The sequence below is a fragment of the Leptospira abararensis genome (assembly GCF_016918735.1).
Classification (GTDB): Bacteria; Spirochaetota; Leptospiria; order Leptospirales; family Leptospiraceae; genus Leptospira_A; species Leptospira_A abararensis.
In genome coordinates this window covers 100,693-126,304 of the sequence record NZ_JAFFPR010000060.1, presented here as the reverse complement: position 1 = coordinate 126,304, position 25,612 = coordinate 100,693, and the positions used below count along the sequence as shown (strand labels likewise).

23 protein-coding genes are annotated in these 25,612 nt (G+C 39.3%); 14 read left to right on the top strand and 9 right to left on the bottom strand.

The features are described 5' to 3' along the window. Positions 1-5 precede the first annotated feature (5 nt). From JWG40_RS17870 to JWG40_RS17855, 4 genes are all read left to right on the top strand, one after another. Complete coding sequence (locus tag JWG40_RS17870) at positions 6-617, top strand: ABC-type transport auxiliary lipoprotein, LBF_0736 family (RefSeq protein WP_205287126.1); 612 nt, start codon at positions 6-8, stop codon at positions 615-617. Positions 618-759: 142 nt separating this feature from the next. Continuing rightward, on the top strand, positions 760-1,944 hold the full coding sequence (locus JWG40_RS17865) for a sterol desaturase family protein (RefSeq protein ID WP_205287125.1): 1,185 nt from the start codon (positions 760-762) through the stop codon (positions 1,942-1,944). Between the two features lie 9 nt (positions 1,945-1,953). Next, entirely contained in the window at positions 1,954-2,376 is a 423-nt protein-coding gene (locus JWG40_RS17860) for a VOC family protein (protein ID WP_205287124.1), read from the top strand. A 2-nt stretch (positions 2,377-2,378) separates the two neighbouring features. Continuing rightward, positions 2,379-3,629, top strand: a complete 1,251-nt coding sequence (locus tag JWG40_RS17855; protein WP_205287123.1) for a BaiN/RdsA family NAD(P)/FAD-dependent oxidoreductase — start codon at positions 2,379-2,381, stop codon at positions 3,627-3,629. Here the strand turns inward: JWG40_RS17855 and pyk are convergent. Then, a complete protein-coding gene (gene pyk / locus JWG40_RS17850) occupies positions 3,622-5,058 on the bottom strand; it encodes a pyruvate kinase (RefSeq protein ID WP_205287122.1) in 1,437 nt (478 codons plus the stop codon). The two genes, JWG40_RS17855 and pyk, sit on opposite strands and share 8 nt — an antisense overlap. Positions 5,059-5,149: 91 nt before the next feature. Here pyk and JWG40_RS17845 point away from each other — a divergent pair, with 91 nt between their 5' ends. Genes JWG40_RS17845 through JWG40_RS17835 form a run of 3 tightly spaced genes read left to right on the top strand, consistent with a single transcriptional unit; the run spans position 5,150 to position 8,004 of the window. Further along, a complete protein-coding gene (locus tag JWG40_RS17845) occupies positions 5,150-6,049 on the top strand; it encodes a histone deacetylase family protein (RefSeq protein ID WP_205287121.1) in 900 nt (299 codons plus the stop codon). Continuing rightward, on the top strand, positions 6,049-6,864 hold the full coding sequence (locus JWG40_RS17840; RefSeq protein ID WP_205287120.1) for a hypothetical protein: 816 nt from the start codon (positions 6,049-6,051) through the stop codon (positions 6,862-6,864). Before JWG40_RS17845 ends, JWG40_RS17840 begins: the two co-directional genes overlap by 1 nt. Before the next feature lie 27 nt (positions 6,865-6,891). After that, positions 6,892-8,004 carry a SpoIIE family protein phosphatase gene (locus JWG40_RS17835; protein WP_205287119.1) on the top strand — a complete coding sequence of 371 codons (1,113 nt, stop codon included), beginning with the start codon at positions 6,892-6,894 and terminating at the stop codon, positions 8,002-8,004. On the opposite strand, the gene JWG40_RS17830 is transcribed toward JWG40_RS17835, so the two are convergent. The 4 genes from JWG40_RS17830 to JWG40_RS17815 all read right to left on the bottom strand — a co-directional run bounded on the left by JWG40_RS17830 (position 7,961) and on the right by JWG40_RS17815 (position 13,841). Continuing rightward, positions 7,961-9,583 carry a glycosyltransferase family 39 protein gene (locus JWG40_RS17830; protein ID WP_205287118.1) on the bottom strand — a complete coding sequence of 541 codons (1,623 nt, stop codon included), beginning with the start codon at positions 9,581-9,583 and terminating at the stop codon, positions 7,961-7,963. The two genes, JWG40_RS17835 and JWG40_RS17830, sit on opposite strands and share 44 nt — an antisense overlap. Beyond that, positions 9,580-11,232, bottom strand: coding sequence for a hypothetical protein (locus tag JWG40_RS17825; protein WP_232369478.1), 1,653 nt, complete (start codon positions 11,230-11,232; stop codon positions 9,580-9,582). The genes JWG40_RS17830 and JWG40_RS17825 overlap by 4 nt, the downstream gene beginning before the upstream one ends. 188 nt (positions 11,233-11,420) lie before the next feature. Further along, positions 11,421-11,879, bottom strand: coding sequence for a putative lipoprotein (locus JWG40_RS17820; RefSeq protein WP_205287432.1), 459 nt, complete (start codon positions 11,877-11,879; stop codon positions 11,421-11,423). 75 nt (positions 11,880-11,954) lie between these two features. Continuing rightward, positions 11,955-13,841, bottom strand: a complete 1,887-nt coding sequence (locus JWG40_RS17815) for a glycoside hydrolase family 36 protein (RefSeq protein ID WP_205287117.1) — start codon at positions 13,839-13,841, stop codon at positions 11,955-11,957. 54 nt (positions 13,842-13,895) lie between these two features. Here JWG40_RS17815 and JWG40_RS17810 point away from each other — a divergent pair, with 54 nt between their 5' ends. The 4 genes from JWG40_RS17810 (at position 13,896) to JWG40_RS17795 (ending at position 18,184) form a co-directional block, all read left to right on the top strand. Continuing rightward, the gene (locus tag JWG40_RS17810) at positions 13,896-14,534 is read left to right on the top strand and encodes a ribonuclease D (RefSeq protein ID WP_205287116.1); all 639 of its coding nucleotides are present in this window, start codon (positions 13,896-13,898) and stop codon (positions 14,532-14,534) included. After that, on the top strand, positions 14,534-15,901 hold the full coding sequence (gene radA, locus JWG40_RS17805) for a DNA repair protein RadA (RefSeq protein WP_205287115.1): 1,368 nt from the start codon (positions 14,534-14,536) through the stop codon (positions 15,899-15,901). Before JWG40_RS17810 ends, radA begins: the two co-directional genes overlap by 1 nt. Positions 15,902-16,155: 254 nt before the next feature. After that, positions 16,156-17,067 (top strand): esterase/lipase family protein, encoded by a 912-nt coding sequence (locus JWG40_RS17800; RefSeq protein WP_205287114.1) that lies wholly within the window; start codon positions 16,156-16,158, stop codon positions 17,065-17,067. A 94-nt stretch (positions 17,068-17,161) separates the two neighbouring features. Next, positions 17,162-18,184 (top strand): lipase secretion chaperone, encoded by a 1,023-nt coding sequence (locus JWG40_RS17795; RefSeq protein WP_205287113.1) that lies wholly within the window; start codon positions 17,162-17,164, stop codon positions 18,182-18,184. Between the two features lie 52 nt (positions 18,185-18,236). Here JWG40_RS17795 and JWG40_RS17790 read toward each other — a convergent pair whose 3' ends face one another. Beyond that, complete coding sequence (locus JWG40_RS17790) at positions 18,237-19,199, bottom strand: putative glycoside hydrolase (protein ID WP_205287112.1); 963 nt, start codon at positions 19,197-19,199, stop codon at positions 18,237-18,239. 86 nt (positions 19,200-19,285) lie between these two features. On the opposite strand from JWG40_RS17790, the gene JWG40_RS17785 reads away from it, so the two are divergent. Next, on the top strand, positions 19,286-19,849 hold the full coding sequence (locus JWG40_RS17785; protein WP_205287111.1) for a hypothetical protein: 564 nt from the start codon (positions 19,286-19,288) through the stop codon (positions 19,847-19,849). 125 nt (positions 19,850-19,974) lie between these two features. Beyond that, positions 19,975-20,916, top strand: a complete 942-nt coding sequence (locus JWG40_RS17780) for a histone deacetylase family protein (RefSeq protein WP_205287110.1) — start codon at positions 19,975-19,977, stop codon at positions 20,914-20,916. 9 nt (positions 20,917-20,925) lie between these two features. On the opposite strand, the gene JWG40_RS17775 is transcribed toward JWG40_RS17780, so the two are convergent. The 3 genes from JWG40_RS17775 to JWG40_RS17765 all read right to left on the bottom strand — a co-directional run bounded on the left by JWG40_RS17775 (position 20,926) and on the right by JWG40_RS17765 (position 25,322). Beyond that, complete coding sequence (locus JWG40_RS17775) at positions 20,926-22,203, bottom strand: esterase/lipase family protein (RefSeq protein WP_205287109.1); 1,278 nt, start codon at positions 22,201-22,203, stop codon at positions 20,926-20,928. A gap of 154 nt (positions 22,204-22,357) precedes the next feature. Continuing rightward, complete coding sequence (locus tag JWG40_RS17770; RefSeq protein WP_205287108.1) at positions 22,358-23,644, bottom strand: DUF1554 domain-containing protein; 1,287 nt, start codon at positions 23,642-23,644, stop codon at positions 22,358-22,360. Between the two features lie 73 nt (positions 23,645-23,717). Further along, positions 23,718-25,322 (bottom strand): NADP-dependent glyceraldehyde-3-phosphate dehydrogenase, encoded by a 1,605-nt coding sequence (locus JWG40_RS17765; RefSeq protein ID WP_205287107.1) that lies wholly within the window; start codon positions 25,320-25,322, stop codon positions 23,718-23,720. Between the two features lie 83 nt (positions 25,323-25,405). Here JWG40_RS17765 and JWG40_RS17760 point away from each other — a divergent pair, with 83 nt between their 5' ends. Next, on the top strand, positions 25,406-25,588 hold the full coding sequence (locus tag JWG40_RS17760; protein ID WP_205287106.1) for a hypothetical protein: 183 nt from the start codon (positions 25,406-25,408) through the stop codon (positions 25,586-25,588). Positions 25,589-25,612 lie beyond the last annotated feature (24 nt).

The following is a 25,612-nucleotide window of genomic DNA, read 5'->3' as shown; positions in this document are numbered from 1 at the left end:
AAATAATGAAATCTTTTATTCGTTCTATATTCCTTTTGGGATTACTTTTCCTTTTGAATCAATGTTTGGGTGTGAGTAAAACCTTCCCAGAAAAAAGGTTCTTCTTAATTGAAACTGGTGAGACCAAACAATTGTTTTCAGTACCAAAACAAAAAACTTTCATTGTGCGTAAGGTTTTTGTTTCCCAAAGGTTTGAAGGAAAAGAGTTTGTTTATCGTAAAGAAAATGCGGTTTATGAATCGGATTTTTATAATAGTTTTTTTATTCCTCCCGCTCACAACTTTAAAGAAGAATTCGTCCGTTCCCTTTTAAAATCGGGTAACTTTGAATGGGATGCTAGTATGCATACAAGGGTAAATATTACCCATTTCATTGAGCTGAATCTTTCTCAAATGTATGGAGACTTTCGAACAAAAGAACCAAAAGCAGTCATCGAATTTGAAGTGGTTGTGTATGAAGATAAAGATTCTATCTCTACTCCTGTGTTTAGAAAAACATACAAACAAATTCAGGCCATTGAGAAAAAGGATCCAGAAGCATTGGTTCTTGGTTGGAACCAAGGACTTACCAACGCTTTCAATGAATTGAACACTGATCTAAGTAATAAATTAAAATAATTCTAAGGATAAAAATAATATTATTAAATAACGCTCTCGTTGTAATGTCTTCTTTTGGAATCTCAATAGAGGTAGATCGTTAGAAACGAGGTTGCTTTTCAAACCGGACTAGTATAGATAGTAAGGACTTAAAGGATACCCTATGAGACTCATTGAATCCATTGCTCCTATTTATATTTTGCTAATGTTGGCTGAGGTTCTCTATACTCGGTTGAAAAAACAGGATTATTATTTTTACGAAGATTCTTTATCTGATTTGAGTTTAGGGGTTCTCAGTCGCATATTTGATGGTCTCATTCTCCTCGCGTTGGTTTTTGTTTATAACGCGTTATACCAGATTTCTTGGGGTGTCGAGTTTCTTTCCAAAGTTTTTTTATCTCCCCGTTCTCCTTTACATTGGATTGTTTTATTTGTCCTACTCGATTTTTTGTTTTATTGGGCTCACCGCTTTAGCCATGAAATCAAAGTTTTGTGGGCCTCTCATGTAGTGCATCATTCCAGCGAAGAATTTAATTTATCAGTGGCTCTCAGGCAGTCCTTTGTTCGTAATATCGGCATTGGACTTTTTTATTTACCTTTGGCTCTTGTTGGATTCCCTGTTGAATCCTATTTAATTATTGATGCACTGAATCGCACTTACCAATTTTGGGTTCATACTCGGACAATTGGAAAACTTCCCGCTTTGTTCGAGTATGTTTTTGTCACTCCATCACATCATAGAGTCCATCATGCTATGAATCCAGAGTACATCGATAGAAATTATGGCGGAGTGTTTATTTTTTGGGATCGAATTTTTGGAACCTTTTGTGAAGAAACTAAAGAACCTAGATATGGCCTTGTTTCTCAACTGCAGACTTATGATCCAGTGAGTGCAGAATTACATGTATTTCGAGATTTGTTTTCAGATTTAATCCATACAAAAAACAAATGGCAGGGCCTTATTTCCTTTTTCTCGTATCCGTCAGTCAGGCCAGATGACCTTCAGTCCCCTATGGATCGTGGAGTGAGAGACCCTAAGGTTTGGTTGAGTCATCACAGAGGGGAAATCGCTTATAAAGCACTGGCACCACAATACAGGCGTAAGGCTGGTGATTCGTTGTATCGGCTCTTTCTCCTATTTTCTTTTTTGGTTCCTACAATATTTACTTTATATTTTTTGAAACGTATGCATTTGTTTTCTTTGGGAGAGATTGGTTCTGTATTTATTCTTTTAGTTTTTTCCTTCGTTTCTTTGGGTAGACTTCTCGAGGGAAATAGAGATTGGCTTCGATTTGAGATTCCCAAATATATTTCTTGGCTTGTGCTTTTGGTCTATTTTTTCTTATAGTAAGAAAAGATGAAATATTTACACACAATGATTCGAGTTTTGGATTTGGATAAGACCCTTCATTTTTTTGTGGAGGTCCTTGGACTCAAAATAACTAGAAGGAATGAACATCCCGAAGGCAAATTTACTTTGGTGTTTTTATCTACCGGTGAGGCAGATGCACCCGAGATCGAACTCACTTACAATTGGGGCCAATCGGATCCTTATACTTCGGGAAGGAATTTTGGACACATCGCCTACGAGGTGGATAATATTTATGAGACTTGTGAACGGATTCAGAAGATGGGAGTTACTATCAATCGTCCTCCACGGGATGGTCGTATGGCATTTGTTAGGTCTCCTGATTTAATCTCCATTGAACTTCTTCAGAAAGGAAAACCTTTACCTTTGATCGAACCCTGGCTTTCTATGCCGAACACTGGTGAGTGGTAGGATTGGCAAAGAAACCAAAAATTGCTATCATTGGTGCTGGGGCATCCGGGTGTTTTGCGGCCTTACAAATTCATGAGGAATTACAGGGGTTATGCGAAATTCAAATCTTTGAAAAGTCAAAAGAGCCTCTTTCTAAACTTCGAATTTCTGGGGGTGGGAGATGTAACGTTACTCATAATCTCTTTGATCCAGAACTTCTTTCCGAGAGGTATCCTCGAGGAAACAAAGAGTTACGTTGGGCGTTTGAAAGTTTTGGGCCAAAAGATACGATCGAATGGTTTCAAAAAAAAGGGGTAACACTAAAAGCTGAAGCCGATGGAAGGATGTTTCCTACAACAGACAGTTCCGATACCATCATCCAGTGTTTTTTAAATGAATTAAAATCAAAACGTATTCCTGTCCATTTTGAACAGGGGTTAGTTGGGATATATTCAAATCAAGTTTCGGACCAAACCAAAGGTTTCAGAGTTTTATGGGAGGGAGGAACTGAGGAACATTTTGATATTGTTGTTCTTGCGACTGGATCGAACAGAAAAGTTTGGAGTATTTTAGAAAAGCTGGGACATAAAATCATTATACCTGTCCCCTCGCTCTTTACGTTGACTCTAGAAAAAACAGATCTTATGGAACTCACTGGCCTTGTGGTTCCTTACTGCGAAATCAAAGTATTGCCCAAGGGCAAACCACAAAAGGGACCCACGCTTATCACACACTGGGGACTCAGTGGACCTTGTGCCCTTAGGTTGTCTGCTTGGGAGGCTCGCAGTTTCTTTGAAGCAGATTACAAAGTGGATCTTTCTGTGAATTGGGTATCTGGAAGATCAACACAAAGTATAGAAGATGAGTATATATCAAAAAAGGAAAAAACACCGGCAGATAAATTGACTCACGATCCCGAATGGAAATTGCCATCTCGGTTTTGGGATTGGATCTTAAAAGAATCGAAAATACAGACTAATAAACGTTATTCGGATATTTCAAAATCAGAAATTCGGGCTTTGAGTCTTTCCTTAACACAAACCAAACTTCGAATGGTTGCCAAAGGTGTGTTTAAAGAAGAGTTTGTAACTGCAGGAGGAGTCTCCAGAAAAGACATCCAGTTCCAAACCATGGAAAGCAAACATATCACAGGGCTTTATTTTACTGGTGAGGTCATTGATGTGGACGGAATTACGGGTGGTTTTAATTTTCAAAATGCCTGGACTACGGCAACCATCGCAGCCCGAGGCATTCGCAAAACAATTGTTACTTGATTTTGTGGATTTGAATGAAGTCAACAGTTTGTGCCACAGATCCTGGTGCACCAGACAAAATCACAACCGTATCTCCCGATTTTAATTTCCCTTCTGACTTTAAAGTTTTACTCATAAAAGCAATCATATCGGGAAATTTATCCATCATTGGCATTACGTAGGATTCGACTCCCCAAAACAACTGCATCTTCCTTGCTGTGCCAAGAAAAGGTGTAAATGAATAAATTGGTTTTAGAGGGCGAAATTCTGAAGAGAGAAGTGAGGAATATCCAGACCTTGTGAAGTTAATGATCGCTTTTGCATTGATCGACCTAGTAATGGATTCTGCAGCGCTACCAAGGGCAGTTCGTTCCACTTCAAATTCTGTCCGATCCATATTTCGCAAATGCGATAGATAAATTTCAGATTCTTCTGCCGCTTGGATGATACTTGTCATGGTTCGAACAGTTTCCACCGGATATTTTCCAGAAGCTGTCTCTCCAGATAACATTACTGCATCGGTTCCGTCCATTACCGCATTAGCAACATCACTTGCTTCCGCCCGTGTCGGGCGTGGGTTGTCAATCATCGTCTCTAACATTTGTGTTGCGGTGATGACAGGTTTTCCTCTTTGATTAAGTTTGGTAATCATTTCTTTTTGAATGATGGGAACATATTGTGTATCTAACTCCACACCCAAATCACCACGAGCAATCATAATTCCATCACAATTGTCGATGATCTCTTCAATATTTTGAATCGCTTCTGGTCTTTCTATTTTTGCAATGAGGCCAGCGTAACTATCTTTCATAAACTGACGTGCCATTTCTAAATCACTTGCTCGTCTAACAAAGGATAAGGCAATGTAATCTACACCTAATGACAAGGCAAACTGTAAATCTTCGATATCTTTTTCCGAAAGAGCTGGTGCTGAAATTGGAGTTCCAGGAAGGTTGATTCCTTTGTTGTCTTTTAAGATTCCACCAATCACGGTTTCCAAAACTGCTTTTTCTTTTGTTTTCGATTTTACAACAAAAGAGAGTTTGCCGTCATCAATCAGCAGTTTGTGTCCTACATCGATATCGTTTAGTATGTATTGGTAAGTGCATCCGATCTCATCCGCTGTACCGAGAAAATCGGATTTATTATTGATGGTGATTTGGTCGCCCGTTTTGAGTTCCAAGGGTCCCGTTCCCAACTTTCCGGTTCTAATTTTCGGCCCTTGTAAGTCTGCGAGAATTCCAATGGACTTGCCAGATTCTTGTTCACACTCACGTAACAACTCGAAGATTTCTTTATGGTAATCATGGGTGGAATGAGAAAAGTTCATCCGCGCTAAATCCATTCCCGAATAGATGAGACTTAAGATAGTTTCGCGGTTGGCAGATGCAGGACCGATGGTACAGATAATTTTTGTGCGTTTGTTGGGGATTTTTTCGTCTACCGGCATAGACCCTATTCTTAGCTTTTTTGTTTTTTCCTGCAAGTAAATTGTTCGGTTTGAATTGACTTGTGTCATTTTTCACAAAAATATCATTTTAATGGCATCTAATGCACTCGCTCTCATCTACCATTCTTCGTACAATCTCGAATTACCGGGCCATGTTTTCCCTGCACATAAGTATTCTCACCTTTACAATCGTGTCAAAAGAGATCCCGTGTATGCATCATGGGACATTTTGCTACCTAAAAAAGCAGAAGACGCAGATTTAGAACTCGTTCACACAAAAGAATACTTAGACGATTTGTTTAGTTATGAACACACTTCGCGAACCATGTATTCTGAACTTCCGCTTAATCGAAGTATTGTGGAAAGTTTTATGTATGGAGTTGGCGGCACTATTATGGCAGCAGAACTTTCTAAAAAGTTTCAATTTGCCTTGAATATGGGCGGTGGATACCATCATAGTTTCCCAGATAAAGCAGAAGGTTTCTGTTATTTAAATGATGTAGCAATTGCTATACGGAAACAAAAAGAAACAAATCCCAATATTAATGCCCTCATCATTGACTTGGATTTGCATCAAGGGAATGGCAATTCATATATTTTTCAATATGATGACAAAGTTTTCACATTTTCGATGCACCAAGGTAATCTTTATCCAAAGAAAGAAGTATCTAATTTAGATGTGAATTTAGAACCAAATACAAAGGATGATGAGTATCTAACTACATTAGAAACATCATTAAATCAAATTCGCAAAGATTTTGATTCCAATATAATTTATTATGTTGCAGGTGCTGATCCTTATGAAGATGATTCTCTTGGAGAATTAAAAATTTCCATGAAAGGTCTGAAAGAACGAGATTTGATGGTTCGTAAGTTTGCTGAGTCGCTAGGTGTTCCTTGTGTTGTGACTCTTGCGGGCGGTTATGCTCGTGACTTTCGCGACACTGTTGAAATTCATTTTAATACAATCACTGCATTTGGTGAAAAGTAATGGGAGTTTTTTCTTCTACAGACAAAAAGAAAAACCAAACCGATTGGTTGGATTTAGATGATTTGTCTTTAGTAGATGTATCTAAAGAACTAAATACTTCTTTAAATATGGAACCTAAGTTATTCAACCGGTTCACTCATTATGAAGTAGAACAGATGTTAGTTAGTGCAGGTCTCATCACGGCTGTCGAAAAACGTGGGTTTCATAACTCAACTATTGAGTTAGAAATTCTCAATGATTACGACAATCGTATTTATGTTAAGTCTGAAAGTAAAAAAATCCTAGTTCATACTCGTCTTAAAGTATCTCAGTTTCAGTTGAAAGGTGACGATGAACAGTTCCCTATGATTTATATAGATTGGCTTCTCACTCAAAATATTAATTTTGAGCCAGGAGATATCAAAAAGGAATTGTACTTTGGGCAAGAATATCCAGGTCTTAACGTTCTGAATGAATTCACCGATTTTATACGTGATCTTTCCAAAAAACTTGGTACATCAGGTGCCTTTAATGTTCCTGAATACTTTCATGATGCTGTTTTGTTTTCTCGTAAATTTCGTTTCATCGATCCTGAAAAAGAGGGAACCTTTCGTGCTCTTGTGAAAAATTTTCGCGGGACTAATCTAAGAAATTTATCATCACAGATCCATCAGAACAGAGTTCGTTATGAAAATGGAGAACCTTACGAATGGAAATATGGTGAAATGATTTCCTGTACAGATGCTTATTTGGAGAAAAAGGTTTTCCATGAGGCCTATTTTAAAAAGGTGGAGGAAGTGAAAGGAAAACTAAAATTCACATTGGTCTCAAAATAAGACCTGCCAAAGCCGATAATTTAGTAGATGTCCGAATATTCTTTTAAACCTGAGATTCTAATCATAGATGATGATACAGAGATTTGCGAAACTCTTGAACTCATCATCAATGGGCTGGGGTATTTTGTAAGGTATTTTACAAACCCGCTACAAGGTTTGGAATACTTCGAAGGGGAACGGAATCCCATTGTGTTTTTAGATGTCAATATGCCTCAGACTTCTGGTCTAGACCTTCTGCCAAAAATCAAAGCCTATGATTCTAAAACCCAAGTCCTTATGATGACTGGGGAACATGATATACAAACTGTTGTTTCTTCACTTTACCACAGAGCCTCTGATTTTATTCTAAAACCTTTTCACACTAAATCGATCGAAGCAGCGATTTCACGTGCATTTGAATATTATAATTTCCTAAAAGATAAAGAGTCTATGGATGAGTCTATCAAACGTGACCTAAGGCTTGCTGCAAAAATCCAAACGAAAACAATGAATTTACCTCAGCTTACTCACAAGATATACGCTGATATCAAACCTGTGAGTTTTGTATCGGGTGATTTTTTTCAAGTTTTGCCTTTGGGAGAAGATCGAACCTTGATTCTAATGGGTGATATTGAAGGCCATGGCGTGACATCTGGTCTGATTGCTATCCTTATGACAACTATTCATAAAGAATTAGCACGAACGACAACAGTGGCACCTTCGGAGTTACTTTCTCGTTTGAATGGTGAGCTTTGTAATGAAATCGGAACTCATAGTATGACAGCCATTAGTATTGTTGTCGATCATCCTAAGAAAAAAATCACTTACGCCAGAGGTGGGCATCCCTTTCCTATCGTTTTTCAAAAGGAAAGTCGTGCTCCATTGATTTTACAAGATCAGTCTGGTCAAATTTTAGGAATTCTGAAAGATATGGAATTTGCTGAAAATGAAATCCAGGTAGAGGAAGGAGACATTCTCTTTTTGTATTCGGATGGATTACTTGCTTCCAGCACCCATCCTTTGGTTCAAACTTTAATCCAACTTCCTGCTGGGGCCAGTCGAGTGGAAGGTATGAAAACAGAGATAACAAACTATATCCAATATTTAGAAACATCCTCTAAGGCATCGGATGACATATCTTATTTACTTCTAGAGATTTAATGTATTCCACATTGGTTTTTGTAGCTTCGGTCAAAAATTGACCGAGCACTTTTTTGGATCGGAAACTCCCAGTTTCAAATCCGTGTTTCCATTCTTTTCGGTGTAAGTTCATTTTTCGGATGATTTCCTTTTTTGCAGGAAAATCACAAAGCCTGTTTGTGATCATTCCTCCTTTATAAAATAAAAAATCTCCTTTGGCATAGAACTTCTTATCTTCTTTGGGTAAATTGTCTATGTAAGATTTATTTTCTGTCACATAACTTTGAATTGTTGTTTTGGTAACTTCCCAAAGGATTTCTTTGTCGGGGTTCGCTTTGTTTAAAGTGAAGGCTGAAAAAATCACAATGACTGTTCCAAATAAAAATGGTGGAATCCATTCAAGAGTAAGGTCTCGGGATTGGATCCAAAACTGATGTGCGAGAAACGTAATGGGTAACCAATAGAATCCCATAAGATCCCAGTCCGCTGGGAAACCTAACTGGGGATTGTGAAAGAATCCATGAAGAAAAAAAGCAAAGCAAGCCACTAGCATTATTTTGGTTTCCGGTCTTTGGACAAAAACCTTCCAGTCTTTTTTGAAAAAGAAAAATTGATAGAACAAAAACAAAGTGGCGATTGAAGCATTCCAATATAAAACACCTAAAATTTCTTTGAAGTGATTGAGTGATACTAATCGGTTTTTAGGATAAAAGGGTGGGTGGATTAAGTGGGTGCTATTTCTATCAATCGCTGGGTCATGATAGAATAAGAAGTATAGGAACCAAGGGATAAGAATACTAAAACCGATAAGCGCAGAAACAATAAGGTGCTTTAACTTTTTTTCTTTTGGAGCATAGACATACCATAAATAACCCAATAGAATGACTAGGTATCCTGAAACCAAATGGAATAACATAGAAATGGCTACAAGGGCCGTCGCTCCATATAACAAAAGATTGTTATCCTTCGGGTTCTGCACATATCTTGAAACAAAAATATATAATAGAAGGTGGCAAAAAGTGACGAGCGTATAGTTTTCGGCATAACCAAAGGTAAGTAAAATTCCACCTGACGAAAGTAAGATGAGAATAGAGGCCGTATTTGATTTGCGATTTTCTTTCGCAGTCCATAAAAAACCAAATACCATTCCTATCCCTGCCAGTTGGGATAAAAATGTATAAGAAATCCGTGGGTCATCTGGAAAACCAAACCAAGAAAGTAAGTGAGAAACTTGGCTATGCAGGAGGGTTTCTAAAATTTCATCCAAGGTGAATTGGAAACCAAAGAGTTTTGTTTCCAAAAGATTGGTTTCAAGGAGTAGGAGGCCATCTCCCCAATCCATATTTCGAATGGGTAATAATACCAAACCTAGAAAAAATAATGAGGCCAAAATCCAGTTGGGAGGTATGTAGTTTTTCCATTCCGACGCAAAACGTGTATTAGTTGTCTTTCCATACAGGACAAAGGATTGGAGGAGAATAAAAAAGATCGATAGGCAGATATATACAATTCGTTCTCCAGGAAGAAACCAAGGTTTTACGGATAAGAATTGGCAACCGAAAAGGAAAAGATAGGGAAGGTATAAAAAAAATGTTTTCATAAGGATTCTTTTAAATAATATTCTTTGGGGATTTCTTCTGCAGCGATATAGGGAAAATGACCTTTACGGATATTAAAAAACACAAGTTCTGGAAGGCTATAAAATACAGATTCGGTTCCTTTGGAAAACCGACTTCCTTTATCAAAGGGAGCACTGAATACTCCCATTCCCGTATATCCAATCCCATAGATTGTATTAGCTATACCCAAAAGGGGACGGTTCCAAATGGTTTCTTCGGTGAAGAATAAAAAAGGATGATCTATGGGGTTTGGTTTATAAATTTTTGAACTAGGAACAAAACTTTCTTTAAAATGTTTTTCCGTAAAGTTCACTATTTTTTTTCTCTTTAGATTTCGGTAGGAAGGGTAAATTTTTCTTTGTTTGGTGCCAGAATTAGATCCTAGTTTTAAAGCTGCCACTGAAGGTATAAAATTAAGACTCATCACCTCACTTGATAATGGATCCCAAAAAGTTTCATTTCCGATCTGACCTTCTGGAAACATTTCATTCATATAACGAAAAAGTTCTGTTGTACAATTCTTATGAGTCAGATGGTAGGAGTAAAGAGTTTGGACCCCTTTCGTATAGGATTCATAGTTTCTTTGTTTCGACTGGATATCTGTTTCCTCTGAACTAGAGAGGTTTTTGGATGGATCTTGGTAAGGATTGAGTCCTACCCAGTCAAATTCAATCCCCTCCTTTCCCACTCCGGATTCCAAAAAACTTTGGTAACGAACAAGGAAAGATTCCCAATTAAAAAATTGGATGGGGTCATATCCTGAAACGAAGATTTTTTTTTGAGTGGAAAACAATTGAGCATATTCTTTCTGTTTGGTGATCTGAACTGCTTCCGGTAGTGCAATCACAGGAAGGTAATGGAAACCTTCCAGATTTTTTTTAGGAAAGACTATGGTCCTGCTGTCGATAGATTTCTGTATGTAAAGAATGCGTATCAGTAAGGTCATCTCTTCCCAATCATTACAATCAGTTCCGAATATACAGGAACGTAAATCTTGAACTAGGCGAGCGAGATAATCTCTCCAAACTTTGATCTCTTGTTCCCTTAGTTGAAATTCAGCCCCATTTAATTGTAAAAAAGAAGGTTCATACAATAGGACAGGATCTAAGAGAAACTTCCGAACAAAACTTCTTTTTTGTGCGCTGGTTTGGCGATCTGTTTTCGTTTGAATGGAGTGGATTAATCTGTAGGGCGAGTCTGTAGTTGGCAAATGAATTGGATCATTTGTTAGGTGGGAATTCTCTGAGGCTTCAATCCAATCAACACTTGATCTTTTTAAGTTCTCCTTCTCTTTTTTGGAAAAGGAAAATAATTTTGGAATTGGAGAATGGGGGTCGGGTAAATTTGTAAAATATCCAAATCCAGCAATAGGTAAAGGAATATCGTATCCTTTTGTAGTGATTTCAGAGGTTTCCCATTCCTGTTCTAATTTCTTTTGATTTTGGATATGGGTTTCTTGAATTAAATAGAGTTCATTCCATTTTTGTCTTAATATTCGTTTGGCGAACTCAGAAATTTCCCACTCGTAAAATTCTATATTTCGATTTTGAACGACACTATATTGGAAACGAAAGTCTTCCCAAGTTTCTCTGACGATATGGAAGATTTTGTCTTCAAAGGAGTATTGCAAATGATAAACGCGATCTCCAAATCGGAGTGCGGAATGTCCGCCACTGGATTGACCAGAATTAGAATCTATATATAAAAATCCGTAAGGGTTTGAATTAGATTGGGAATGTAGGGGGAAAAATAAGAAGAGAAGAGTAAGTAAAACGAAGAAGGAATGGGCGGTATTTCTCCGCCCAAGGACGATCTGAATTATAGATTGTACCCATTTAAGATCAGTTTTGCGACTGTAACATTTTGTTTTGCTACATCTGCTGCAACCAATTTCATTTCTGAAGGAGAAAGGTTTGCTTGTTTTAAACCTTGGCCAATGGCAGTGTAAGTTGCACGATTGGATCTCCAAGACACAATACCGTGAGATTTTGCGATTGCGGAAAGTTGGTTTTCCAATTCTTGTTTTTGGTTTTCGTAACGGATTTGTAAAGCAACACTTGCGATTACATCTTCTTTGTACTCGTTCATTGCTTTTTCTTTTCCTTCATCGGAAATAGAAGAAATACTGTTCGATACTGATTTGACAAGGGCTGAAGCCGAATCAGAAACAGAAACACCTAAACGGCTAACACTACCAGAAGCAGAATCCAGGATGGAACAATTATTAAATGAAATTAGTACCGCGATTACGGAAACTATACTCAAATGTTTGATCATACGCATAAAAAACCTCTTACGACGAATTGCAAAGATTCTAAGTCAATTCCCTAAACCGTCAATTAATTTTCTCATTCAAACAGATACAACCACAGAACCAAAAGCTGGAAGTGTGACTTCAAAATGACCGCCGATAATTCGAAGGTTTACCATGGTGCCTGTCCAGAAGTCCAAAAAAGGCTCTTTGGTTTTTAAACCCTGCGGAACAGCAAATCGTATGGTTTGTTCTTCTTCTGTTGGATTCCAAATTCCAAGGTATCCCGCAGGATTGTACATCGCTCGTGGAAATTCATCCTCAAAGATACCAATGGGAACAGGGGTATAAGCCTGACATTCTCTGTTCAACTGGAAGGCCTTTTTTAAAAGGTCCAAACGGTCAGTTTCCAGTTTTGTCAAATCATCAGAAACAAGTAACATCCCACCTGACACTGCCATGACGGATGCCATCAGTTTGGTTTGTGCCTCGTTCATTTTGTTTCTTTTTTTACGAACAAGCAGGCAATCCGGATCATTCAACCAAAGATGTCTATGCATCGATGCTCGAGTGATATCGTTGATAAGAGCAGTCCTAGTCGAGAGTGCGTTTCTATCGTTTAAGAAAACACGTAATTTCTCTGGATACCAAAAAGGGGCTACATCACAAGAGATCCGCATTCCATCAAAAATCCCCACTGAAGGCAACATCGGTGCCCCGCATCCGAGTAAGAAGGTATTTTTTCCCACCACTTTTCGAATGAGTTCTAATGCATTTCTGTATCTAGCTTGCGGCGACAAACTTTTGTTATATACATCGCCTGGCAATAGACCGGCATAAAGAAAATCCAACTTTAGGTAAGGGTATCCCCATTCTTTGACAATCGTTGAAAATACTTTTTCTAAATAAGATAATGCTGTGGGATGAGTGATGTCCAGAGCATAGGTATACCCTCGTCCCCAGAGTGGTTGGTAGATGGCAGGAACCGGTTTTCCATTTTGGTCTTTGAGAATGGCTTCAGGGTATTTACGAAAGAACTCCGATTTTTTTCGAACAAGGAAAGGGGCAAGCCAGATCCCTGGTTTTAGTCCGACTCGTTTGATTTCATCGGCAAGGATTCGCATCCCTCCGGGGAATTTTTCATTGGGTTCTAGCCAATCTCCGATTTCTTTTTGGTAACCATCATCAATTTGGAAAAATTCAAAAGGTAAATTAAGTTCTCTAACTTTTGTTAGATTGTCTAATATGGTTTTTTGATCGATCTTAGTGTAATAATAATACCAAGAACACCAACCAGTGGGAACTTTTTTTGGTAAATTTCCTGGGCCTTCTTTGATTCCTAGTTCTTCAAAGTATTTGGCAAGTTTAGATTCCGGGTTTCCTTTGAAAGTTAGAACTTTGATTTTGGCGATACTAAGTTTGGCATTGGGGCGAAGGTCTGGCAAACAATGAAAATCATAAATAACTTTAACTGATGTTACATTCCCTGATTCACCGAAAATCACTTCAAACTTTGTTCCAAATTCTCCCTGTTCGATAGGCGCATATAAAATTCCATTTCCGGAATCTTTGTTATACACAAGGGTCAAGTATTCGGAAATAAACTTCCCTACTTTGGATTCGTGTTTGGAATAGATATTCTCTTGTGAGTATTGCAAAAAAGATAAAAACGGTGGTTTGTCAACGCCCGTACTTTCCACTTTTCGTGAGATGGACCAGGACTGATACCCATGTTGGAAGAGGGAATACCCTCCGCCTTCCGGTAGGATGGATAGTTCCAATTCCAAATGGTCTACGGAAAATCCGACTTCAGGCCTTGTGGACTCCCGCCAAATGAGTTTGGGACTAAGTACAGTTCCTGTTTTTGGATCCGTTGTGGACGTAAGTAATAGTTCGAATTTTTTACATTCGGATTGGTAAACCCCTGCCTTAACGGGAAGGAAGTTCGAAATGGTGACGGAATTATGAACTCTGTATTGAATTTTCATCTTGGAAAAATCTATTTGATGATTTTGATAGGGTGGTTTCCATAGTAAGCCATTATGACCCAAAAACGTTCAACTATAAAACCAGTCGTATTACAAGGAGATCTGAACGAAGATTTTTTTGAAGCCTTTAAAAAGGATGACCGGTTGGCTGTGGATTGTGAAATGATGGGGCTCAATCCCAGAAGGGACAGACTCTGTGTTGTACAAATTTCCGATTCCAAAAATAAAGTGGCACTCGTTCAAATTCTCCCTGGACAAACAGAAGCTCCTTTTATTCAAAAATTATTTGAATCCAAGGACATCACAAAGATCTTTCATTTTGCTAGAATGGACATGACCTTCCTTCGGGCAAGGCTTGGGATCAAAGTACAAAATGTATTTTGTACAAAGATCGGAAGTAAACTCGCAAGAACCTACACCGACAAACACGGATTAAAGGAACTCATCCGCGAATTTTTTGAAGAAAATATCGATAAAAAAAACCAAAGCTCTGACTGGGGTAAAAAAATCCTTACCAAAGACCAAGTGGACTATGCCTCCACAGATGTTCGGTTTTTAATTTCCCTCGAGTCGATACTTACAGAGATGATGATCCGTGAAAACAGATTTGCTATTGCCGAACGTTGTTTTGCCTTTTTGGAAACACAAGTGGAACTGGATCTTTTGGAAGTACCAAATCTTTTCGAACACTGATGGCAAAAAAACAACTCCCCCAATACCAATGTAAATCCTGCGGGGAAACTTTTAGTCGTTGGGCTGGAAAATGTCCTTCTTGCGGGGAATGGAATCAAATTGATGAAGTAGGGATTGCCTCTACGGGTAGGTTTGATTCCCCTGTTTTTGAAAAACCAAAAGACAGAAGGTATACCGATCCCAAATCCATTGGGTCTGTGGTGAGTGATGCTCACATTCGCACAACCACTGGATTTAGCGAATTGGATTTGGTTCTGGGTGGGGGAATTGTTCCCGGCAGTTTGGTGTTAGTTGGTGGGGAACCAGGAGTGGGTAAGTCTACTCTCGTTCTTGAAATTGCCAAAAACATTGCGAGTGAAGGAAAGGTTTTGTACATATCTGGGGAAGAATCGGCTTCGCAAATTGGACTTCGAGCCAAACGAATGGGCGTCACCTCCGAAAACATTTTACTCTCATCTGAGGTGTATGCAGAAAATATCTCACAAATGATATCGGACTTAAAACCAAGGGTGGTTTTTATCGATTCTATCCAAACCATCTTAAAAGAAAGTTTAGTCAACCAAGCCGGAACCATCACCCAACTCCGTGAGTCCTCACAAATCTTTTTAGAAACCGCCAAACGAACTTCCGTGCCCATTTTCCTTATCGGCCATATCACCAAAGATGGACAAATTGCAGGCCCGAAAGTGTTAGAACATTTGGTGGATACAGTTTTGTATTTTGAAGGGGACAGATTCAATTATTACCGAATTTTACGCGCCGTGAAAAACAGATTCGGGGCCGTGGGAGACACAGCCATATTCGAGATGGTATTTGGCGGACTCAAACAAGTGTTAGATCGCCATCGTTTATTTATTTCTCCCGAATCGGAAGAAAGGTCTGGAAGTGTGCTTTCGTCCGTGATGGAAGGATCTCGTGCCATCAGTGTCGAAGTACAGGCGTTAGTTACCAAATCTTCTTATGGACAAGCGCGTCGTATGGCTGAGGGACTAGACAACCGCCGTGTGATTTTACTCTCCGCCGTTCTTGAAAAGTATTTAGGATTTCCGTTGTCCGAATCGGATATTTTCAGTAATCTTGCTGGGGGACTTTCCATAGATGAACCCAGTCTTGATTTAGCCATAGCGGCATCCATTGCTTCTTCCTTTAAAGACAAACCGGTATCTCGAGAGATTGGTTTTCTTGGAGAGGTAGGACTTTCCGGAGAAGTGAGAAGTGTGGGCCAAATCAGTTTACGCTTGAAGGAACTGGCAGGGATTGGAATTTCTAAAGTTTATATCCCCCAAGGAAACTTCAAAGAAGTAGAAGGAGTTTTTCCTTCTTTAGAACTCACTCCTGTGAAACACTTACAAGAGTTAGGTTTTTGAAGTTCAATCGCACTTCACTCTTTCGGCACTCCCCACATACTGAAATTCTTAAGATCAATATCCGAATGGCGAAGGTTTCAAATTAACCGACAACTGACGATTATTTTCAAACTATATTAACTTACGCGGCAGGAATTAACAGCGTTTGCCAAGAACATTGTTCGGAAACATTTGACTCAGTATTGCCATAAGTTATTGACTCGTGTCATTATTGTGAACTTATGTTGTAAAAACATAGAAAGTTCAGGTGAAATATGAAAAAGAAATTCTTAATTGGGTTTTTAGCGACCCTCCTATCCGTCCCCACCTCCGGTCTGTTCGCCGGTCCTCTTGATGGTCAGTGCATTGCACTCGTACATGGAATCCTTGGTTTTGATGATACCCAAGGTCTCGCTGGTGGACTCGTAAAGTATTGGGGGGGCCTTGATGGTTACCTTCGTAGCCAAGGTGCCAAAGTCACCACTCCTGGAAGTTCGGCTACAAACTCTATTCCTACTCGTGCCAGCCAAATCCAATCTTCTGTTTCTACATGGATGACAGCAAACGGTTGTTCTAAGGTTCATTTGATGGGCCATAGCCAAGGTGGACTTGTCATTCGTTATATGGTCTCTAACTTAGGTTTTTCTGGAAAAACACAAACAGTCACTACCATCAACTCTCTCCACCAAGGAGCTCCGATGGCTGATATCGTTCTTGGAGTGATTCCTAGTTGGTTACAACCATTCGCAAATTCTGCACTTAGTTTACTTGCTAAACTAGTATACCGTGATGGTCGCCCGCAAGATGTGATCGCAATGGGAAAATCATTAACAGTCAGTTATGTGAAAACTTTCAATGCAAATTCACCAAACAAATCGGGAATCAAATACTATTCTTACGGAAGCCAAATGGCTTGGGCTGACCTCATCCAACACCCTATCATGGCTCTCACTCATCCAATCACTTGGGCCGGTGGACTTTTTTATGGTCTTGGTGGTGCGAATGACGGTGTGGTTCCACTCAATTCTCAAAAATGGGGAGCTTGGAAAGGTACACCTTCTTCCTATTGGTTTGCAACAGGAATTGACCACTTACAAGCAACAAACTTAGCTTGGAGCGGACAAAACTATTACGACGTGCAAGGCCATTACTTAAATATCGCAAAAAACGCAAAAGCTGGTTTATAAAAATCAGATTCAAAAGCCGGATCTTATGGTCCGGCTTTTTTATTTCTAAACAATTTCTAATCTAAATTCCTCATCAGGTTTCAATACATTCAGAATGGATTTCAAAAAAATTATTATTATCGTTGTCCTCTTATTCATTTTCTTCTTGGGTTTACTTTACTTTTTAAAACAAAACGGAAGCCAAAACCAATCAAAACAAACACTTTCACCGGAAGAACAAATGGCGATGGAGAGAATTTCCCCCCTAGGAACAGGAGAAGGTTTTTGGGAAGAAGCAATCTCTCCTTTTCGCGAAGACAGAACCAAACCCTACTTAGAGTTGTTAGACGATCTAAAATCGGGTAAAGTCAACTTTGTTTGGGAAGTTTGGGCACTCAGACGTAAATGCAAAGCCGAATACACTCCTGATCAGTGTAATGCGACCATCCTTGCTTATCTTGATTCGGAATACGAATCACCGGATAAAGAAAAAGTAAAAGATTTGTTTTTGTCTTACTTTCGATATGAAGAAGAATATCGGAAATGGGAACAACCTACCGATTTATCCTTTGTGGAATTGTATGAAAAAATCAAAGCCAAACGTCGGGATGTCTTAAACGATAAAGCAGATTTGATTTTTGGAATGGAGGAATCTCAAGTTTCCTTTTTGGAAGGGAGTCAAAATTTCATCAAACAATCGGCAAACTTACCTACAGAACAACGAGTCAAACAATTTGAAGACTTGAAGAAAAAAACATACGGAACCTACTATGATGCTCTCGTATCTAGAGAAGATAAGTTTGATCATTACCAAATGGAAATGAGTCTTCGCGACAAAGAATTGAATTTGATTACCGATCCAAAAGAAAAAGAGAAATATCTCAATCGGATCGAAACCAAATATTTTGGAAAGGAACGTGCGGCGAGTTTAGCTGAGGAAAGAACAAAAGAATCCAAATTCAATGAGTCTATTTCCAAATATGAATCGAAAGAAAAAGAATTTTTAAAAGAAAATGCCAATCTATCGGCTGCAGAAAAAGAGAAGAAACTGAAAGACTTACGAATCCAATTCCTTGGTTCGGAAGAGGAAGCGGATGCTTATGTTAGGCGGAAAAATATAGAGGAAGCGGGAAAATAAACCCCCGCTTTATCATGTTTTTAGTGGGTTTTTTCGTTTAGGAAAAGATCCACTAGTTTCCGTTTTGGCTTACCTTTTGATTACTCGGGGTGGGTTCCGATTTGTATTTTTCGTATGCATTCATTGTATCTATGTATTCGTTTCCGGCATTCCAAACAATAAATCCATGTCCCAAAGAATCTTTGGCCCCTTGCATTTGCACTTTGATATAGTCCGTATAACTGAGTTTACTTGGGCCCACCATCATATTGAATCCTTGGATCCAAGCGATGGCTTTGGTTCCTTGTTTAGCACGTTTGACGGTTAGATCCAGTCCATCCTTAATGGTTCCATAAGGGTCAGCAACTCGTTTGGTTAGGCCGTAAAAATGTGATGGATACAACATCGGGTAGAGTCCATTCAGTTCTTCACTAAACGGCTCTACTTTTTGACCAATCACATCGTTTTCGATAAAGGGGACACGTCCAAATACGTCTGCTGTCCATCGAATGTCTTTGGAACAACTTTCTTTGGTTTTTTCCTTATGTTCTTTGATGATTCCGAGAATGGATTCGTAACGTTTTTCGTAACTCATGCTAAAATTGGTTCCGCCGTCCGCAAAGCGGATGTAATCTAACTGAATTTCCGGAAATCCTAATTCACAGGCCTTCTTTATGGATTTTTGAATGGATGCCATCAAATTTGCGTTAGGTGTTTTTTCGGTCAGTCCACCTTCAAAGTTTACCACACGTGCTACCATATAAAAACCAAGTGCTTTTGCCTCTGCGACTTGCTCTGGTGTCGGCGGGTGTGGTTGTATATCCACAACAGCTGCATTCATTCCCGCTTCTTTCATCACTTGAAAAAGTAGGCTCCACCTTTTTTTATCACGAATGGTTTTGGTATTGATATAAAGTCCTTCGATGAAATCGGGACTGATCCCAGAAGCACCTGAATTTTGCCTTTTTTCAATCTTCGTAGCTGACTGGCAGGAAATTAAGATTAGAAGGAGGATCGAAGCGGTGAGTTGTTTCATGGTAGTAATGACAAGATTTTGATTTGGTTTGGAAAATTCAAATCGAATCGATTGACGAAAATAACTAACCCAGAGAAAATTTGGGCATGTTAGAAATTTCCAATGACTTTAATTTGAAATCTTATGGTCGATTTCCAGAAGAACTCTCTGATCCAAAAAATTTTAAAGATCGTATGGTGGAAGTTTCCCGCCTTTTTCAAGCAATGGGCGAATCCTATTTACAACATTTAGGTGATGATTCCAAAATCAGTGGATCGGAGAAAAAGAATCTGATTGAGTTTTTGGAGAATATTTTACTTGTCCTTGTGATGCTTCGTAAGATTGATTTTTCGCCGGCAGATGCGGAAACCTACATTCGAAAGGATCGGGGACTCTTTGAGCTTAGGCTTCGGTTTACCGATGGTTCTGTGTGGGAACTGACTGGTTCCATCAAACCAGAATACCAAATGAAACAAAGGTTGTTTAAAGAATGGTTCAATACAACCTTTTCGAAAGAAATCAAAACTTTCTATGCGGAATATGGAAGAGCTGGAATGGACAAAGTCATTTCCCCAGAAGAAAAAATTCAGATCACAAAACAGATCGATCGCACCATCGCGGAAATTGTGGAAATGATGGTGTATATCGAACGGTTTATGTTGTTTCAGTAGAATGATTCGAAAGGCATTATTGTTTGGATTCGTTTGTTATTATTTCCTTAGTTTAATTATATTTCTTTGAACTTAATTATGGAAGATCACCGCCAATTAGAAATTACGAAAAATAGGATGGATGAATGGAGTCTTTAAAAACAGGAATCACTTTCCATGATACATTTTTAAAACACAATACAGGTCCAGGGCATCCAGAAACTCATGTGAGATTGGAATCCATCTTGGATCATTTGAGTGATTTACCTTCCAAAAATTTTATTTGGAAAAAAGATTTTAAAGAAGCACCACTTTCTATTATATCCTCCATCCATGATCCAAATTACATTCGTTTGGTGGGACGTACCTGTGAAGAAAAAGGATCTGGGTATTTGGATGGAGATACAGTTTTTTCTTCTCATTCTTTTTCGGCTGCTAGTCTTGCTGTGGGCGCTGGCCTTCATCTTGCGGATGAAGTTCTTTTGGGGAACCTAAAAAATGGAATGGCACTCGTTCGTCCTCCCGGCCACCATGCTGAGTCTGACCACGCCATGGGGTTTTGTATTTTTAATAATATTGCTGTGACAGCAAAGTATTTACAATCCAAAGGTATCAAAAGGATTTTGATTTTAGATTGGGATGTTCATCATGGAAATGGCACCCAACACCAGTTTTACGAAGATGATTCTGTGTATTTTGTTTCTCTCCACCAGTATCCGTTTTATCCAGGAACCGGGGCAATGTCTGAGCGGGGTAGGGGAAAGGGACTTGGAATCACAATGAATCTTCCTTTAGCACGGGGTGCCGGTGAAACGGAATACCTAAATAGTTTTGTATCCATCCACCGGGCCATGGAGGAGTTCCAACCGGAGTTTGTTTTGGTTTCGGCGGGGTTTGATGCCCATAAAGACGATCCGTTAGGTGGGATGAACCTGCCAACTTCTGCCTATGGAACCTTCACAAATGAAGTAAAAAAAATTGCAGATACTTATGCGAGTGGTAAACTCATTTCCTTTTTGGAAGGGGGTTATGATTTCCAGGCCTTAGCAGAATCGGTAAAGTTACATCTGGAAACCTTGGCAACGTAAAACATAAACTCAATCTGCGGGTGTTACACCGAAGACCACTTTCACCCAATGGATAAGAGGTCTTGCGCTAATGATGGAAAAATGATTTTGTTTATTCAGTTCTAATGTGCGTAAGGCGGGATTTGTTTTTTTGTTAAATACCTTGTCCGTCAAGTAGGTGAGACTTTTTTTCTCCACAATCCCATCACCAAGGAAATTTTGTAAGGGATTCTCCGCTCCTTCCATCAGAGCATAAGCTTGGTAGACATCCATATCATCCAATTCACCAAAATAGGTTTCTCCAAAGTAACCGGAGATGGTTTCCATCCAACCTTTCTCCTCTTTCCGGATGAGGCCAAAAGATAAGTCTTTGATGGCATCACTGCGAAGGTTGCCAATCATCCCAATAATTTTAAGGGCCGTATTGGGGCTTTTTTCAAATAAAAACCCGAGCCAAAATCCGATTTTTTCCAAATACGAACCTTTGTTTGGTGCAGCAATCAATACAATTTTCCCAAACTTATGGAGCCATTCTTTGTTTTCTAATTTGGCATGGTAGAGGCAAGATCGAAAGATAAGACATCCCAAACTATAACAAATGATATCAGGTTTGGCATCTGGGTCTTCATTAAAAAATACATCCAAAAGATGCATTAGTTTTTTTCCATTTTCATGGATAGGGAGTCCATGATTGTATCTTAGGTAAAATGGATAGTATCCTGCTGCTTCTAAATCGGTGGCAAGGCCAGGGGAGGTTATTTTTCTATCTTTGTATTCTACCGTTTGTTCTTGCCAAACAGTTTCATCTGTAAATAGACCAGGCAAAAATAAAACGGATTTTGTTTGATTCGATTCCTTAAAAGCAGCGATCGTTTCTTTCGCTGTAATGTCTTTGCCGATGGTTCGAAAACTCATATCGATTTTTGTGAGTTTGAATTTTTGATTATGAGAACTGCCAAGAATACTCGAGACCATACGGTTATCAAAAACCATATCGTCACTTTTTTGCGCAGTAAGTTCCACTTTGAAGAGGGCTTTGTCAAAGGCTTGGTTTGTTTGTTCTATCGTTTTTTGTAAACTTTCGTTAGATTTGTGACCTGTTTCCTTCACTTGGACTCCGGCCTTTTGTAAAGCTTCTCTCCATTCCGGTTTATAAAAAAAAGCATTGGAAAGTAAGTCTAGCCCTCCGCCTGTGCTTGTTAGGCTACCTTTCACTAAAAATTGAATGCCTTTGAGTAGGGAGTCGGTTGTCTTTTGTGTAAGAGAAACGGTTTTTCCGGCCAGGGAATTGATTAGGATTTGGATCACGGGGAAAGATTGTAACCGCTTTTCTTTGAAAAGCGAGTGAAAAAAGTAACTGGGTTACCTTTTCCTGCAGGGTTCGAATTCGTTTGAGTGGAAAAATCGGATCCCTGAAAATTGCGAATCATTTGAAAAATTAAAGCGCCGAAAATTGGAATTTTTATTGTTCTACACAGATAAGATAGTATAGGGCATCGCAACTTCTACCACCTCCAGAACGGAAGGCACTATAGTTTGTACTATTAGAGGCTCCAACTCGTCCACCATCACTTGCAGTAGTTGTGTTCGTGCCATCTGTCCAATTGGAGCAACTATTTGAAGATTGAAAGGTTGCCTCTTGCCAATAGTTGGTTTGGGCAAACCCAGTCCAATATTCCTTGGTACTACCTGAATCAAAGGAATGGTTGAGTGTATACGGATTTGTGAAATTACCAGCAGTCACCGGTAAAATCCCTGCTGGGTTCGGACTTAGCAAACTTGCGGAATCACTCGAACGAATATAAATCCGTCCTGATTGGAAAACCCAATCTACGTTCTCACCTACACCCCCTCCGCAGTTATCCGAGCTACACGCATTCCGAATACTCCCATCCGTTAACATTGCCTTGAATGTTCCTGTTGCTGGTTTGTTTGTATCTGCATTGCATTTAGCATCTGCTCCGGTAATTCCTTGAAGATCACCATTATAGGTTTGAGCTGTAATAAAAACTTTGTATACGGTTGGTTCTATTTGAATTGTTAGATTCTGATTCGCCGAGTCGGTTCCATTCGTCGCAGTAACAGCATACGTCGCCCCTACTTGCGGATCCACAGGAGTTCCCGATATGACGCAAGTGCTGGTATTGAGGTTTAAGCCGTTAGGCAATGCCGGTGCCACCGAACAAGAAGTATAGGAAAAGCCGATTGTTGGTGTTAGAGATGGTGCGACTACATCTTCTTTGAAGATAAATGAACTAGCAGTATAAGTAATATTGATGTTTCTATGGCTGATAGAAACATTACCAGTTACATTATCATAAAAGGTATCTGAACTATTTGTTGTAATGCTGAGTGTGGAAGTATCTAAACTTTGAGTAGCTGATGCCAAACTTACAGTTTGGGTTACATTGTAGTCTCCTGGAGTAAAAGTTAAAACATTTGTTAGTGGAGAATTTGATCCATTTACCTGCAATTTAGAAGAAGTGAAAGTGAGGGTAACCGTAACATTTGCTGTTGGAAGTTTTACAAGTGAAATCCCAAAAAGTTGGGAAGCCGGGTAGGTGAGTGTTACACCAGTGCTAGAAACATTGATCTTTGCTGAGGAACCAATAGAAATCGAGGAGGAGCTTGCGTTAGCTGGATTCAGTCCACTGATGAGAGTAAATAACAACTCATCCCGAGGGTTGACTTGGTTACATGAAATAAGCCAACCCAACCAAAGGAAGGAAACGAACCAATTCCGACGCATGTTGTTTACCTCCCTTATCCTCTAAAACAATTTAGGGATTTGCCTTTCTCAAGTATCGGAAAAAGAAAACTGGTTACAAGTGAAATTCTTGACTTAAGTAGTTGGAAGCCCTTTCCTTCAGTACTTCTCCTAGAAGATTACGTCCCATTTCATTATCTTTGAAACTCACAACGGTGCGAATGGAAAAAACACGGAGGGCGTCAGAAACCGAAAGTGTTCCATCGGCCGAGTCTTTGCGTCCAGAGAAAGGAAAGGAGTCAGGCCCGCGTTGGCACTGTGCATTCCAATTCACACGAGCCACTTGGTTCACTAGAATGTCTATAAGTTTGCCTACAGTTTTTGGATCTTTTCCAAAGACACTGGCTTGTTGGCCCATATTGGATTGAAAGATATACTCTAAAGGTTCGTCAATGGATGAGAAGGGAATAATGGGAACGAGTGGGCCAAATTGTTCTTCGTGATACAAACGTGCGTTTGGTGATACGGGAGAGAGGATGGCTGGAAATAGAAAGGATTCAGTTATTTCTCCTCCACCGGGATTTAGAACTTTGGCTCCGTGAGTAATAGCATCATCTAAAAGTTCCTTTAACCATTTGGTTTTTCCTTCTTCGGGGAGCGGTGTAAAATTCACATCCTTATCCCAAGGCATTCCCGCTTTCCATTTTGAAAATTCTTCCAAATAAAGTTTTGTAAACTCATCCAAGATATCTTTGTGAACAAAAAGAATTTTAAGGGCTGTACATCTCTGCCCATTGTAAGCAAGGGATCCAGAAAGAATTTCCGGAACCATTGTTTTTAAGTCTATATCCGGTAAAATGATTGCAGGATTTTTTGCATTGAGTCCAAGAACAGACCTTAGGCGGTTGAGTTTGGGATGTTTTTTTGTGATGAGATTGGCCGTGGAACTTGATCCAATAAAAGCAAAAACATCAATTTTCCCAGATTCCATAATGGGGGAAATTACTTTGGATCCATCACCGTAGACGGTGTTGATCACGCCTGGTGGGAATGCTTTTTGAAAACATTCCAGGAGAGGTTGGAGGAGTAAAACTCCATATTTGGCCGGTTTAAAAACAACTGTATTTCCCATAAGGATGGCTGGGATGAGAGTACAAAATGTTTCGTTTAAAGGATAATTAAATGGTCCCATACAAAGAACCACTCCATAAGGAGAACGTTTGATTTGTGCAATGAGACCTGCTTCTTTGATATAATTGGCGGAACTTGTTTCTAATTCTTGTAATGATTCAATCGTATTGACTAAGTATTCGATGGTTCGATCAAATTCTTTTGTAGCATCCTTTTCCGTTTTTCCAATTTCCCACATCAGAAGTAAAATAATTTGGTCTCTTTTACCTTTCATAAGTTCAATAAACTTTCGAACCGCATCAATTCGTTCTTTAGGCGTGGCAATGGGCCAAACGCCTGTTCCGTGATTGTATGCTTTGACCGCTGCATCAAGTGCTAGTAAACTTTGTTTTTCATCAAAGTTAGGATAGGAGCCTAAAATGACCTGTTCCAGTTTTCCATTTTTATTAATAAATATAGGAGATTTTACGATTTGCGATTCTCCTTCCCAAATTCGAATTTCTCCACCAAGGAGGTATTCTTTTTGGTGGATGGGTTTTGTGCGGTACTTTTCTGGAATGGAATCTTCGGTAGGAAAAACAAAGCTCATGATCCAGAATCGAATGGTGACCGAGCTAAAAAAGCAACATTTTAGGTAAAAGATCGGCCGATATAAAATTTATGGAACCATGGATGGACCAAAACAAAGAAGAGTGGGAGGCTTTGACCTTACGACTTTTCCGCCGCGTGGAAGAGTTGGAATCATTGATGTCGGAAGTGCGGAGTGATCTCGTTCGGTACCGTGCTGTCCGTGAAGAATGGTACCATTGGCATAGCATTTGGAAGGAGGAATACGCCAAACGTGCGACCGGCTGAACCGGAAAAATCGTTTTCGCTAGG